General features: G+C 67.6%; 13 protein-coding genes. 12 read left to right on the top strand and 1 reads right to left on the bottom strand.

Going from position 1 to position 14,144, the window contains the following annotated elements; genetic code table 11:
• Positions 1 to 2 precede the first annotated feature (2 nt).
• The 3 genes from QY307_03395 to ahcY are packed head-to-tail and all read left to right on the top strand — an operon-like array spanning position 3 to position 2,411.
• Positions 3 to 179 (top strand): Trm112 family protein, encoded by a 177-nt coding sequence (locus QY307_03395; GenBank protein ID WKZ83753.1) that lies wholly within the window; start codon positions 3 to 5, stop codon positions 177 to 179.
• Entirely contained in the window at positions 172 to 1,167 is a 996-nt protein-coding gene (locus tag QY307_03390; GenBank protein ID WKZ83295.1) for a bifunctional phosphoglucose/phosphomannose isomerase, read from the top strand. The genes QY307_03395 and QY307_03390 overlap by 8 nt, the downstream gene beginning before the upstream one ends.
• Positions 1,164 to 2,411: an adenosylhomocysteinase gene (gene ahcY / locus QY307_03385; GenBank protein WKZ83294.1), complete on the top strand. Its 1,248-nt coding sequence runs from the start codon at positions 1,164 to 1,166 to the stop codon at positions 2,409 to 2,411. Before QY307_03390 ends, ahcY begins: the two co-directional genes overlap by 4 nt.
• Positions 2,412 to 2,414: 3 nt before the next feature.
• Here the strand turns inward: ahcY and QY307_03380 are convergent, their stop codons facing one another.
• On the bottom strand, positions 2,415 to 4,187 hold the full coding sequence (locus QY307_03380; protein WKZ83293.1) for an AAA family ATPase: 1,773 nt from the start codon (positions 4,185 to 4,187) through the stop codon (positions 2,415 to 2,417).
• Between the two features lie 114 nt (positions 4,188 to 4,301).
• Here QY307_03380 and QY307_03375 point away from each other — a divergent pair, with 114 nt between their 5' ends.
• The 9 genes from QY307_03375 (at position 4,302) to QY307_03335 (ending at position 14,126) form a co-directional block, all read left to right on the top strand.
• On the top strand, positions 4,302 to 4,868 hold the full coding sequence (locus QY307_03375) for a hypothetical protein (GenBank protein WKZ83292.1): 567 nt from the start codon (positions 4,302 to 4,304) through the stop codon (positions 4,866 to 4,868).
• 131 nt (positions 4,869 to 4,999) lie between these two features.
• Positions 5,000 to 5,548 (top strand): ribosome-associated translation inhibitor RaiA, encoded by a 549-nt coding sequence (gene raiA, locus QY307_03370; protein WKZ83291.1) that lies wholly within the window; start codon positions 5,000 to 5,002, stop codon positions 5,546 to 5,548.
• Positions 5,545 to 6,195, top strand: a complete 651-nt coding sequence (locus tag QY307_03365; protein WKZ83290.1) for a response regulator transcription factor — start codon at positions 5,545 to 5,547, stop codon at positions 6,193 to 6,195. The genes raiA and QY307_03365 overlap by 4 nt, the downstream gene beginning before the upstream one ends.
• 2 nt (positions 6,196 to 6,197) lie before the next feature.
• Positions 6,198 to 7,247, top strand: a complete 1,050-nt coding sequence (locus tag QY307_03360; protein WKZ83289.1) for a HEAT repeat domain-containing protein — start codon at positions 6,198 to 6,200, stop codon at positions 7,245 to 7,247.
• Positions 7,244 to 8,563 (top strand): HD domain-containing protein, encoded by a 1,320-nt coding sequence (locus QY307_03355; GenBank protein ID WKZ83288.1) that lies wholly within the window; start codon positions 7,244 to 7,246, stop codon positions 8,561 to 8,563. Before QY307_03360 ends, QY307_03355 begins: the two co-directional genes overlap by 4 nt.
• A gap of 45 nt (positions 8,564 to 8,608) precedes the next feature.
• Entirely contained in the window at positions 8,609 to 11,236 is a 2,628-nt protein-coding gene (gene secA, locus QY307_03350) for a preprotein translocase subunit SecA (protein WKZ83287.1), read from the top strand.
• Between the two features lie 33 nt (positions 11,237 to 11,269).
• Positions 11,270 to 12,389, top strand: a protein-coding gene (gene prfB / locus QY307_03345; GenBank protein ID WKZ83286.1) for a peptide chain release factor 2 whose coding sequence is annotated in 2 segments (ribosomal slippage) — positions 11,270 to 11,326 and positions 11,328 to 12,389 — 1,119 coding nt in all. Because the reading frame shifts where the segments join, the coding sequence is not laid out codon by codon here.
• 103 nt (positions 12,390 to 12,492) lie between these two features.
• The gene (ftsE, locus tag QY307_03340; protein ID WKZ83285.1) at positions 12,493 to 13,248 is read left to right on the top strand and encodes a cell division ATP-binding protein FtsE; all 756 of its coding nucleotides are present in this window, start codon (positions 12,493 to 12,495) and stop codon (positions 13,246 to 13,248) included.
• Positions 13,245 to 14,126, top strand: coding sequence for a permease-like cell division protein FtsX (locus tag QY307_03335; GenBank protein ID WKZ83284.1), 882 nt, complete (start codon positions 13,245 to 13,247; stop codon positions 14,124 to 14,126). Before ftsE ends, QY307_03335 begins: the two co-directional genes overlap by 4 nt.
• The last annotated feature ends 18 nt before the right edge of the window (positions 14,127 to 14,144 follow it).

Raw genomic sequence — 14,144 nt, 5'->3', positions numbered from 1 at the left:
CGATCCCCGATCGTCTCCTGGAGATCCTGGTCTGCCCGGCGTGTCACGGCGCCATGGGCCTCGACAACTCGGAACTCGTGTGCGCCGGATGCCGACTCGCCTATCGGGTGGAAGGGGGAGTGCCGATCATGCTCCCGGAAGAGGGACGGAGCCTCGCGGAGGGAGAAGCCGATGGATGAGATGAGAGCACTGATCGCCGACCTTCCCGAGCAGCTGCGATGGGCTGCGAGCATCACGCCACCGTCGGTACCCCGCGCCTCGGAGGCCTTGATCATCGGGATGGGTGGTTCCGGCTTCGCAGGTGACGTGGCCGAGGTGTTCGCTTCTTCTCAGGGAAGGCGGGTGGCGGTCCACAAGTCCTACGGCCTGCCGGGCTGGGCCACGGCGATTCGTCCCCTGGTGGTGGCGGTCTCGCACAGCGGCGACACCGAGGAGACCCTCACCGGGGTGGAGGCGGCACTGGCGGCCGGCCTTCCGGTGGTCACGACTTCGACCGGCGGGACATTGCGCGCCCTGGCCGAGGAGCACGGACTGCCACACCTGGAGGTCCCCCCGGGGCCGCAGCCGCGTGCCGCAGCCGGCTACCTCTCGGGCGCCGTGCTGCAGATCCTGGAGGCTTCGGGGGTGGCCGGTCCCACGGCTTCGGGGTTGCTCGAGGCGGCCACAGCCCTGGACGGCATGCTCGAAGGCGGAGTCGTCGAGCATGCAGAAACCATCGCCGGAGAGCTCGCGGGCCGTGCCGCCATCATCTACGGCGCCACCGGGGTCGCCTCCGCAGCAGCCGGGAGGTGGAAGACACAGATCAACGAGAACGGGAAGGCTCCGGCATGGTTCTCGGTGCTGCCGGAACTGAACCACAACGAGCTCGTCGGGTGGACCGCGTTCCCCGACCTGGCCGGCGAAGCGGTGGGGGTGGTGTTCCTCCACGACCCCCATGACAGCCCTCGCATGGCACAGCGCCTGCACCTCACCCGCCGGCTCATGGAAGGTGTCCACATCGCCGGGGAGGTAACCGCTGTCGGAGGTGGCGTACTGACCAGGCTGTTCTCGCTGGTGCTGGTGGGTGACCTGGTCTCGGTGGTGATCGCCGAGCGGGCCGGGGTGGATCCGGTGCCGGTGGCCGTGATTCAGCGGCTGAAGAAGATGCTTGCAGAGGAGGCACCGTGAAGCACGACATCGCCGACCCATCCCTGGCCGATGCGGGGGCGCTGCGTGTGGAGTGGGCATCGACCCGCATGCCCGTACTCCAGGCGATCCGCTCCCGTTTCGAGAGGGAGCGCCCACTCGACGGATTCGCCGTGGGGGCCTGCCTCCACGTGACCGCCGAGACCGCCAACCTGATGCTGACACTGCGCGCCGGTGGCGCCCGGGTCGCCTTGTGCGCATCCAACCCATTGTCGACACAGGACGACGTGGCCGCAGCGCTCGTGGCCGAAGGGATCTCCGTGTACGCAGTCCGGGGTGAGGACTCGGGGCGCTACTACGACCACATCCGGACGGTGCTCGATGGTGCCCCCGACGTGACCATGGACGACGGTGCAGACCTGGTCACGACGCTACTCAAGGAGCGGCCGGCGCAGACGCCGATCGGTTCCACCGAGGAGACCACTACCGGGGTGATCCGCCTTCGTGCGATGGAAGCCGAGGGTGTCCTGCGCTTTCCGGTGGTGGCGGTGAACGACTCGGCCACCAAGCATCTGTTCGACAACCGCCATGGCACCGGGCAGTCGGCGCTGGACGGCGTGATCCGGGCCACCAACCTGCTGCTGGCAGGAAAGACGGTGGTGGTGATCGGTTACGGCGACTGTGGCGCAGGCGTGGCGGCGCGAGCCGCGGGGATGGGGTCCCACGTGGTGGTCGTCGAGGTCGACCCGGTTCGAGCGCTGGCTGCGGCGATGGAGGGCCATCGCGTCACCGACGCCACCGAGGCGGCCGCGATCGGGGACCTGTTCATCACGGTCACCGGGAACATCCACGTGTTGCGTGGCGAGCACTTCGATCACATGAAGGATGGGGCGATCATGGCCAATGCCGGCCACTTCGATGTCGAGATCGATCTGGCTGCCCTGGCCGCCCGTTCTCGCGGGCGCCGGCGGCTCCGCCACGAGTTGGACGAGTGGCTCCTGGAGGACGGGAGGCGGCTGCATGTGGTGGCCGATGGACGCCTGGTCAACCTCGGTGCCGCAGAGGGGCATCCCGCCGAGGTCATGGACATGTCGTTCGCCAACCAGGCGCTCGCAGCCGAATGGCTCATCACCCACAGGGACTCACTCGAGCCCAGGGTTCACCGTCTTCCTGCCCACCTCGACGCCGAGGTGGCGGCCATCGCACTGGAGCGTCTGGGGGGCGGGCTGGAGCATCTGACCGAGGAGCAGCGGTCCTACCTGGCGTCCTGGGAGCAGGGGACCTGACCGTCACTCGGTGACGTCGATGAGGACGGGTCTTGCGACGACCGCGGCGGCGATCACCTCGTCGATCTCGCGGGTCACCAGCTCGTCGCGTTCCAGGAGGGCGGCGGCGAGAGCTTCGATGAGGTGACGGTTCTCGCGAAGCAGGGTGGTCACCAGTTGCTTCTGGTCGTCGAGGAGACGCTCCATGGCGGCTCGTCCTCGCTCGTCGGCGAGCACGCGGGCGACCAGATCGCCGGCGAACGGCCCCGCCTCGGCGGCCCGCAGCGAGACCAGGGACCCGCCCAGGCCCATGGCCCCGACCATCTCGGCGGCGATCTTGGTGGCCGAAGCCAGGTCGCCGGAGGGGCCGCTGCCCGACTCCCCGAAGGTGATCTCCTCGGCGACCATCCCCCCAAGTGCGATTTGGATGAGCGCCAACGCCTCGCTGCGACGACGGGTGTATCTCTCCTCGGTGTCCGAGTGGGCGAGCATTCCCAGGGCGTCTCGTCGCTTGACGATCGAGAGCAGATCCATCTTGCGACCCCGTCCCACCAGGTGGGCCACTGCGGCATGGCCCGACTCGTGTATTGCTATGGCGTGGCGCTCCTCTGGCGTGTACTCGGTGGGCTCGGCGAGGCCCACCTCGACGTCGAGGCGGGCGCGGCGCAGGTCGCCCACGGCGAGCCGGTCGCGGCCATCTCGCAGGGCGAACAACAACCCCTCGTCGAAGAGCCTCTCCAGCGAAGCCGGTGAGTATCCGATGGTGCTGGCCGCCAGGTCGTCACGAGCCAGGTCGTCCAGGGTCTCGTCATGGGCCTTGCGGTTGAGGAAGTGGTCGATCAACTGGCGGCGGCCACGGCGATCCGGGATGCCGAAGTGAAGTACCCGATCGAATCGTCCCGGCCGCAGCAGAGCCGGATCGAGGGTGTCGGCCCGGTTGGTGGCACCGATCAGCAGGACGTTGGAGAACGGAGGGCGGCTGGTCTTCAGTTGTCGGTGGGGGGGCAGGAGCCGATTGGCCAGTCGCCTCAGACCGTTGCTCCACTTCATCAGACGCGGTGGCTCGTCAAAGCTCTGCATCTGAACGAGTAGCTCGTTGACCACCCCCCCGGTGCCTTCCGACATCATCGAACGGCTGACTCCCGGGTCGGTGGCAGTCGCCTGGTCCATGCCACCGCGACGGCCTCCGATTGCGTCCAGTTCCTCGATGAACCCGATGGCGCCACCCTCCTGTCGGGCGACCTTGCGCAGCCGGCGGAAGTAGGAGCGAATCTTGCGTGCGGTCGCCCCGTACCACATGCTCTGGAAGGCGGTCGACGAGACGAAGAGGAACGGGACGCCGGCTTCGTGTGCCAGGGCCTTGGCGGTGAGGGTCTTGCCGGTGCCGGGCGGGCCTTCGAAGAGGATTCCGCGCCGCGGCTCGCCGCCCATGTGGTCGCGGAAGTGCCGGTGGTTGAGGAAGACCTCGAGGGTGTGCTCGACTTCTTCGAGCACCGGTCCCATGCCCTTGACGTCGGCGAAGCCGACCTCTATCTGCTCGGGGAGGAACACGACCTCCGGGCTCCTGCCGGATCCGAGCATCGGGGCGAGGATCATCACCCCGAGGAGCAGGATGATCAACAGGGCCGGCAGCCAGATCACGGCCTCGGGGCCGAAGGCGGGCCAGCCCGGCGAAACCGGGTTGCCGGAGAGCGCACGCATCCAGAGCCATGCGACCAGCGGGGCCAGGACCCAGGCAATGCGGCGGAGGCGCCGCTGGCGCTGGGCCTCTCTGACGACGCTGACGTCGGCCGGCATGGATGCCACTCCCTCGAAGGGTCGCATCATACGACAACGCTCCGTGTTTGTCCGATGCGCCAAGTGGTCATGACGGGGGTACCATGTCGGGGCGGCACTGCATAGGTTTCCCGAGTGGCCTGTCTCGTGTGTCGCCTTCCCGGTGACGGGTGCCTGTGCCCGTCCTGCCACTCCACCCTGGCCCCGGCAGCGGAGTGTTGGATCGATGGCCTGCTGGTGCGTTCCGTGTTCCGCCACGAGGGGGCGGCCCGTCGAATCGTGCACCTCCTCAAGTACTCCGGGGTGGTGCCACCCGGGATCGGCAGGGTGCTTGCCGACCGCCTGCCGGCGGGAGCGCAGGCCCTGATGCCGGTGCCCCGGGTGATGCTGCGCCGATGGCGTTACGGCGTCGATCCGGCCCTTGAGCTGGCACGGGCGGCGTCGAGGGTCAGTGGCATCCCGGTGTCGATGGCACTGAGTCCGCCGGCATGGGTGCGGCGGCGCGCCGGGGGTGCCGGCGCCCGGCGCGGGCAGGCGCGGTTCCGGCTCCAGGGGCCGGTGCCTCCCGGGGTGGTGCTGGTCGATGACGTGGTCACCACCGGCAACACGCTGCTGGCTGCCGCCGCGGCGACCGGCGCCTCGGTCGCGGTGACGCTCACATCGGCTGTGAGGCCCTCCTCCGACGACGCAGGTCGGGGATAACATCAGGGTATGGACCGCAGCTGCGGGCCGGCGGCCGTCTCCGGTTCGGCCATGGGGCCACACCGGCGGGAGCCGCCTCGTCACGAGCCTCCCGGTTCGGGAGCCGCCATCGAGCAACGAAGGAGCCATTCGTGGAGATTCGCGTCCACTCCAGCCACATGAGCCTCGGCGACGAGGTCCGGGATCTGGCCATCGAGAAGATCGGGCGCGCCGCCAGGGTCTTCGACGGGGCCGAGTCGGTGGACGTCGAGTTCTCGGAGGAGCACAACCCCCGGCTCTCCGAGGAGAGGTTTCGGGTCGAGCTCACCGCGCTCGTCGCCGGACAGCTGGTGAGGGTCGAGTCGGCGGGGGGTGACGAGCGAACGGCGTTGGATGTGGCCGTCGACAAGTTCGAGAGGCGGCTCAGGCGCCACAAGGAGAGGATCATCTCCCGGCATCGCCGCGGGTCGGAGAAACGGCTCAATGAGGCGACTCCGGGGGTCGAAGAAGAAGAGGACCGCGGTCTCGCCATCGAGCGGGTGAAGCGGTTCGCCGTGAAACCGATGACCCCACAGGAGGCAGCCCTTCAGATGGAACTGCTTGGACACAGCTTCTATCTGTTTCTCAACGCGGAGAACGATCGGTACGGGGTTCTGTACCGTCGTCGCGGCGGGAGCCTGGGGCTGATAGAGCCACAGTGAGCAACAGCGTTCTGGTCGTAGACGACGTCGAACTCTTTCGCACCGGCCTCGCCGCCGCCCTGTCGCGAGAGGGCTTCGAGGTGGTCGGCGAGGCATCCGATGCGGAGGGTGCCGTCACCCTCGCCGAGCGGCTGCAGCCCGATCTGGTTGTGCTCGACATCCTGATGCCCGGGCTATCCGGTCTCGACGTCGTCGAGAAGATCCGAGCGGCCAGCCCGTCGAGCAAGGTCGTGATGCTCACCGGGAGCGAATCCGAAGAAGACCTCCTGGAGTGCATCCGGGTCGGGGCCAGGGGGTATCTGGTCAAGGACGCGTCCTTCGGTGTCCTTGCCGCCTCGCTGCGCGAAGTCGCTGCCGGAGGAGCGGCCATCTCGTCCGGCATGACCGGAAAGCTGCTCGACGTCCTCAGCCAGCTGCTTCGCCACCAGGATTTCACCGTCTCCCGCCAGCCGGCGCTCACCGGCCGCGAGATCGAGGTGCTGCGCCATGTCGCCGCCGGCATGACCTCCAAGGAGATCGGACACGTTCTGTACATCAGTGAGAACACCGTGAAGAACCATGTTCGCAACGTGCTCGACAAGCTCGGGCTCCACTCCCGGAACGAGGCGGTGCTCTACGCCATCCGGGAGAACCTGATCGAGTTGTGACCATGACCAGCCACGGCGCCACCAGGACCGCGCCCTCACAGGTCGAGGATCTCCACACCGAGCGCTTCGAACACCTGCGGGCGGTCTTCGACTCGGTCGACGCCACCTCGGGCGACTCCGAGCTGATGGAGCGGGTGGCCGAGGAGTTTCCCGGTCCCGACGACGACCCGCGCGCAGTCATCCTGGCCTTTCGCGACCTGCTGCGCGTCGAGGAGCGCCCGGAGCGTTTCCGGCGACTCTTGAGGGCCTGGTCGAGCAAGGTCGTGGCCGCGGTGCGCAAGGGCGACTTCCCCGTTGCCGGCGTGTGGATGCGCGCCGTCACCGAGGCCCCGGTGTTCCCCGCCGAGTTCATCGTCCACGTCAACGACGCCCTGCGGGACCTCTCGCGAAGCGACATCCTCGATGAGCTGGTGACCCTGCTCTCCAAGTCGGAGCGACCCGACGAGGCCGCCGCGCTGCTCTCGGCGTGGGGCGAGCCGCTGGTCCAGTACCTGATCGACGCCATGACCCTCGACGAGCCGCCGGTCAACCGCAGGCACCTGGTCGAGTACCTGACGATGGTGGGGCGCAGCGACGTGCGATACATCACGCCTTGGCTGCGCGATCACCGCTGGTTCATCGTGCGCAACGTCGCCATCGCGGTCGGAAACACCGGTAGAGAGAGCGGGGTGCCCGCTCTGATGGCGGTGCTAGATCATCCGGATGATCGGGTTCGAGTGGAGGTCATCCGCGCCCTGGCCACCCTTGAGGGCGAGGAGGCGGTCCCGATGCTCTCCAAGGCACTGGCCGACCCGAGCCAGCGGGTGCGCAACGGGGCCCTCTCGCTGCTGCGCTCGATCCCCACGGACGAGGTGGTGCTGAGGGTGGCCGACCATCTGGCCACCGGGCGTGCCACCCCGGACGACGCCCGGCGACTGGTCAAGGTGATCGCCGAACGCAGTACTCCCGCCGCCACCGAGGCACTCCACCGCATGGCAGGCAAGCGCTTCGCCGTAGGCGCCGAGAAGGTTGCCCGGGACCATGCTCGACTCGCCCTGGAGAGACGGCGATGAGTGAGCTGCTGGCGCGCGACTTCTTCCGTGCCCTGTTCCACACCGGCCGACGCATGACTCAGAACCCGGTCGGTGACCCTGCGCTGGACTGGGCGGTCGGCGCCCTGCACGACGCCGCCGAGGTGCTCACCGCCTCCGGAGAGGAGGCGGTCATCTCCGTGGTGGGCGATGCCTTCTATCTGGGGCGCGACGTCCTGGCCAACACCTCCACGGAGTTCGACAGCCTCTTGCAGGCCATGAAACAGCGGCGCATCGAGACGATCACGATTCGGCCAGAGGCAACGGCTTCGGACCTCGCCGATCTCGCAACGCTGGTCGCCGGTTGGTCCGACGACCTTCCTGCAGGCGGCACCGTCTTGCTGAACGAGCGCTCCGTATCGATGGCAGAGGTGGACGTCCAGCCACTGTCCACGCTGCGGCGGGCCTACTCGGAGTCGCTCGATGCCCTGCGTGGCGTGTCGCGCAGTCGCACGCTTCACCTGGTCGAGGTGCTCGACGTGGTCGACGCCTTCCTCGATGGAGCCGCTGCCGATCCGGGGTCGTCGCTGCTGATGGCGACCGTGCACAACCACGATGAGCTCACCTACTACCACTCGATCAACGTCTGCCTGCTTGCCCTCTCCCTGGGCCGGTTCATCGGGATGGATCGTGATCGACTGCGAATGCTCGGCCTGTCTGCGATGCTCCACGACGTCGGACGGGTGGTCGTCGACGAGGCCGCTCTCCACAACAAGGGCCGGTTGAGCAACGAGGAGTGGGCCCAGGTCCGCCTCCATCCTCAGGAGGGAACGCTCGCCATCCTCTCTGCAACCGGACCCGGGCAGGAGGTCGCCGCTGCCGTGGCGTTGGAGCATCACGTGCGTGTCGACGGCGGCGGGTACCCCGACCTGAGGGGCAGGCGCCCCCACCTCTACAGCAGGATCGTGGCCGTGGCCGACACCTACGAGGCGGTCACAGCCCATCGTCCCTACCGCCCGGCCCGTACCCCGAGCAAGGCGCTTCGTCTCCTCCTGGAGGGGGCGGGCACCGTGCACGATGCCGACGTGGTCCGGCTGTTCATCGGGATGATGGGCACCCACCCGCCGGGGTCGCTTCTTCGACTCGAAGGCGGTGAGGTGGTGGTCGTGGTGACCACGGAAGGGGCTGGCCGCCGCGGGATCGTCGTTCGTGAGGGTGACGGGTCGATCGCTCCAGGTGACCGCATCATCGAGTTCGCAGCCGACGAGGTTGCGGCTCACCTCCTGCCGTCCGACGTCGGGGTGGATCCCGGGTCGTTGCTCGAGGTGGTGGAGCGCCACCGGGCGACGGCCGTCTGACGACCCGGTTCCCCAGGAACCCCACGGGGATATCATGAGGTCCCGATGGCCTTGCTGAAGAAACTCCTCAGCGCGGGCGAAGGCAAGAAATACAAGGGCCTGGAGCGAGTGGTCGCCGCGGTCAATGCCCTCGAGCCTGCCACCCAGTCGCTCTCCGATCAGGACCTCCGATCCAAGACGTCGGAGTTCCGCGCCCGGCTGGCCGACGGTGCACCTCTCGACGACATCGAGGCCGAGGCCTACGCCGTGGTGAGGGAGGCCGCCCGCCGGGTGCTCGGACAGCGACACTTCGACGTGCAGGTGCTGGGGGCCGCAGCCCTGCATCGTCATGCCATCGCCGAGATGAAGACCGGTGAGGGCAAGACCCTGGTCTCCACGATGCCCGTCTACCTCAACGCTCTGGAAGGAAGAGGCGTCCACGTGGTCACCGTCAACGACTACCTGGCGCGGCGCGACGCCGAGTGGATGGGTGGGGTGCACAGGTTCCTGGGCCTCGAGGTGGGCCTGATCCAGTCGTCGATGCAGCCGCACGAGCGTCGCCCGGCGTACCTGTCCGACATCACCTACGGCACGAACAACGAGTTCGGGTTCGACTACCTGCGGGACAACATGGCGATGGACCCGGCGCACATGGTGCAACGAGGGCACAACTACGCCGTGGTCGACGAGGTGGACTCGATCCTGATCGACGAGGCGCGCACTCCCTTGATCATCAGCGGCCGGGTCAGCGAGTCGGCCAAGTGGTACCGCGACTTCGCTCGGATCGTGCAGCGCCTCATCCCGGACGTCCACTACCAGGTGGACGAAGCCAAGCGCCAGGTGATCACCACCGAGGAGGGCGTCTCCCAGGTGGAGAAGATGCTCGACGTGGAGAATCTGTACGACCACTCCAACGTCGACCTCATCCACCACCTCGACGCCGGTCTTCGCGCCAAGTCGCTGTATCACCGTGACGTGGACTACGTCGTGTCCAACGGCGAGATCAAGATCGTCGACGAGTTCACCGGACGCATCCTCGAAGGCCGGCGCTACTCGGAAGGTCTGCACCAGGCGTTGGAGGCCAAGGAGGGTGTGAGGGTCAAAGAGGAGAACCAGACCCTGGCCACCATCACCCTGCAGAACTACTTCCGCCTGTACGAGAAGCTCGCCGGAATGACGGGGACCGCCCTCACCGAGGCTGGCGAGTTCCACGAGATCTACGGGCTCGACGTCGTGGAGGTCCCGACCAACGTTCCGGTAGCCCGCCGCGATGAGCCGGACCTGGTCTACATGACCGAGGACGCCAAGTTCAACGCGCTCGTGGAGGACATCACCGATCGCCACCAACGCGGCCAGCCCGTTCTGTTGGGCACCATCTCGATCGAGAAGTCGGAACGGCTCTCGAACGCCCTCAAGAAGCGAGGGATCCCTCACGAGGTCCTCAACGCCAAGCAGCATGAGCGGGAGGCCATGATCATCGCCCAGGCGGGCCGGATCGGTGCGGTCACCGTCGCCACCAACATGGCGGGACGCGGCGTCGACATCCAGCTGGGAGGCAATCCCGACGAGATGGCCAAGCTGGAGATGATCAAGCGGGGCATGGCGCCGGGTACCCCCGAGTACGACAAGGCACACGCCGGGGCCCACGATGCCTTGTTGGCCGAGACCCGTGCCGAACGAGAGAAGGTGCGCCAACTGGGCGGGCTGTACGTGCTGGGCACCGAACGGCACGACTCCCGGCGAATCGACAACCAGCTGCGCGGCCGTTCCGGCCGCCAGGGCGACCCAGGGGAGTCGCGATTCTACCTGTCCCTCGAGGACGACCTGATGCGACGGTTCGCCACGGATCGGGTGCAGGGGATCATGCGCCGGCTTCGCATTCCCGAGGACGTGCCGATCGAGCACGGGATGGTGACCAAGGCGATCGAGCGGGCGCAGAGCCAGGTGGAGTCGCAGAACTTCGAGATCCGCAAGAACGTACTCAAGTACGACGAGGTGATGAACCGCCAGCGCGAGGTCGTCTACGCCTGGCGCCAGCGTGTGCTCACCGGTGAGAACACCGAGGAGCTGGTTCGCGAGTGGATCGAGGACGTGGTCGCCGGCACGGTCGAGTCGGTGGTCAGCGACGAGGTGTCCCCCTCCGAGTGGGATGTCGATGAGCTTCATCGCCGGCTGGTGCTGGTGGTGCCGACCATTCCCGACTCGGCCGTTCTGATGGCCGGAGCCCGCGAAGCCGGTGCAGTGGTGGACCGGGCGGTGGAGCATGCTCAGGAGGCCTACACGAGGCGCGCCGAGCAGTTCGGGCCCGACCTGCAGCGGCAACTGGAGCGAACCGTGGTGCTGTCGATCGTCGACACCAAGTGGCGCGAGCAGCTCGCCGACATGGACTACCTGCGCTCCGGCGTGGGGCTGCGGGCGATGGGGCAGCGCGATCCGCTGACCGAGTATCAGCGTGAGGCCTACGACATGTTCTCCGACATGATCGAGTCGGTGAAGGAGGACTCGGTTCGGTATCTGTTCCATGCCCAGATGGTCGAGCGGCAGAACGCTCCGCAGCCTTCGGTGCGCCTTCAGGGCGGGAGCGGGGGTCCTGTCAAGAAGCAGGCGGTGGCCGAGGGCAAGGTGGGGCGCAACGAGCTCTGCCCCTGCGGGTCGGGGAAGAAGTACAAGAAGTGCCATGGGGCGGCTGCGTAGCGAGCCCCACGCGGTCGCTACCGTTACCTTCCGATGGACACCGACCCCAGAGCAGCGATCGCCGACCTGCGCGCCCGTCTCGACGACGCCAGGAGGTTCCTTTGACGTCGCGGCGAAGTCGGAGGCGCTGCCCGCGCTGAGAGAGCAGGCGGCCGCACCCGAGTTGTGGGAGGACCAGGCCCGGGCCCGAGAGGTGACCCGGACGCTCTCCAGGTTCGAGGCGGTCGTCGACCGCGTGGCTCGCACCGAGGCCGCCATCGAAGATGCCGAGATCCTGCTCGGTCTGGCCGAGGACGAGGGCGACGACCGGGTGCTTGCCGAGGTGGCAGGCGAGCTGGCCCGCATCGGGTCCGACCTGGCCGTCCTGGAGCGCGAGACGCTGTTCTTCGGCCCCTACGACGATCGTCCCGCCATCGTCTCGATACATGCCGGGGCCGGCGGCGTGGATGCCTCCGACTGGGCCGAGATGCTGCTGCGCATGTACCTGCGGTACTTCGAGCTGCACGGATTCGACGTAGAGGTCGACGAGGTCATCGAGGCCGAAGAGGCCGGACTCAGGTCGGCGACGATCTCGGTCCGCGGCGAGCACGCCTACGGAACGCTGGAGGGCGAGCGGGGCGTGCACCGGCTGGTGAGGATCAGCCCCTTCGACTCGGCCTCGCGCCGCCATACTTCGTTCGCAGGCGTCGACGTCATCCCCGAGGTGGAGATCGCCGACGTCGCCATCGACTCCGACGATCTTCGGATCGACACCTTCCGCGCCTCGGGCGCAGGGGGGCAGCACGTGAACAAGACCGACTCGGCGATTCGCATCACACACCTGCCCAGCGGAATCGTGGTCGCCTGCCAGGCGGAGCGGTCCCAGCTGCAGAACCGGAACCGGGCGATGGCCCTGTTGGCTGCGAGGCTGGCTGAGGCTGCACGGCGCGACCAGTTGGCCGAATTGGACGAGATTCGGGGCGACCAGGGCGAGGCCGCCTGGGGTCGCCAGATTCGGTCATATGTCCTTCAGCCGTACCAGATGGTGAAGGACCTGCGCACCGGAGTGGAGGTCGGCAACGTGCAGGGTGTCCTCGACGGCGAACTCGACCCCTTCGTGGACGCCTACCTGCAGTGGCGGCGGGAGAAGGCCGAACAGGCCGGGGCCTCATGACCCGATTCCCAATCCGCTTCACAGCACCGGGTCACCACTAACCTCGCCCCGGTCGTGAGGCGCGGAGCGGATGCCGTCGCGCCGCGCTCCGGGAGGGCGCTGCATGATCCGGGTCGAAGACGTCACCAAGGTGTACGACGGTGGAACCGTCGCCGTTCGCGATGTCTCCCTCGAGATCAACAAGGGCGAGTTCGTGTTCCTGGTCGGGCCTTCCGGCTCGGGAAAGTCGACCCTGATCCGTTTGATGCTCCGCCAGGAGCTGCCGTCTGAAGGCGAGATCTGGGTGGCGGGCAAGGCGATCACCCGCCTCCCCTCATGGAAGGTGCCCCTGCTGCGGCGCTCCATCGGCACCGTGTTCCAGGACTTCAAGCTGCTTCCGACCAAGACCGTCTTCGAGAACGTCGCATTCGCCCTCGAGGTGATCGGACGCCCCAGGCACGTGATCCGCAGTCAGGTTCCCCAGGTCCTCAACTTGGTCGGTTTGGGAGCCAAGGCCGACCGCCTCCCAACCCAGCTGTCTGGTGGCGAGCAGCAGCGGGTATCGATCGCCCGCGCCTTCGTCAACCGCCCGCTGATACTCCTCGCCGACGAGCCGACCGGGAACCTCGATCCGGCCACCTCGGTGGGGATCATGAGGCTTCTCGACCGCATCAACCGGACCGGCACCACCGTGGTGATGGCGACCCACGATCACGCCATCGTCGATGCCATGCGGCGCCGGGTGGTGGCCTTGGAGCGGGGCCGTGTGGTGCGCGACCAGAGCCGGGGCTCGTACGAGACGGGTGAGATGCCGGCTTTCGACGGTGGTCCCGATGGGAAACAGGCCGACGAGCAGAGCCCGGGGAACGGCGGCCTATGAGGTTCCAGTACCTGCTCGGGCAGGCTCTGTCCAATCTGCGCCGCAACGTGCTGGTGGTGTTCGCCGCCGTCGTCGCCGTGTTCGTGATGCTGACCCTGGTCTTCGGCACGATCGTCCTGCGCTGGTCGATAGACGAGGACATCGGGCGTTGGGACGACAACGTTCGGGTGATCGCCTTTCTCTCCGACGACCTCGGCCTGGACGACATCGACGCCCTGCAGGCGGAGGTGCAGTCATGGGAGGAGGTGGAGAGCGTCACCTACTTCTCGAAGGCCGAGGCGCTCATCGAGTTCCGTGAGCTATTCGCCGACCAGCAGTCTCTGATCGACGTGGTCGAGGAGGACCCATCCGTCCTGCCGGCCTCGCTGCGGATCGCCCCGCGTGAGGCCGCCGCCTACGCCGAGATCACCGACCGTCTGGTGGTGATCCCGGGCATCCAACAGGTCTCCGCTGCCGATGAGGCGATCGACGCCCTCGTGGCTCGATCGGATCGCCTGCGCACCTTCGCCTTCTGGATCGTCGTCGTGTTGGGAGCATCGGCGGTGGTGCTGATCGCCAACACCATCCGCATCGCCATCTTCGCCCGCCGCGACGAGATATCGATCATGAAGCTGGTCGGCGCCGGCAACTGGTTCGTGCGGATTCCCTTCCTCCTCGAGGGTCTGCTCGAGGGGATTGCCGGGGCTGCGCTGGCGGTGTTGCTGGTGTGGGGGGTTCGCGGCTCGATCGCCGGGCTCTTCTCCACTGCCATCGACCCGGCGTCGGTGGTGGTCCCGTTCGAGTTCATGCTGCGCCAGTCGATCATCGTGCTCGGGTTCGGGGCCGGTACCGGCCTCATGGGTAGCGCCTTCGGAATGTGGGGGTTCCTCCGGGACTGAGGTCCCGGCGGTGCGGTG

This window comes from Acidimicrobiia bacterium (assembly GCA_030584185.1).
Classification (GTDB): domain Bacteria; phylum Actinomycetota; class Acidimicrobiia; order Spongiisociales; family UBA11373.
The sequence above is the reverse complement of the archived record's forward strand: the minus strand, read 5'-3'. Positions and strand labels throughout refer to the sequence as shown.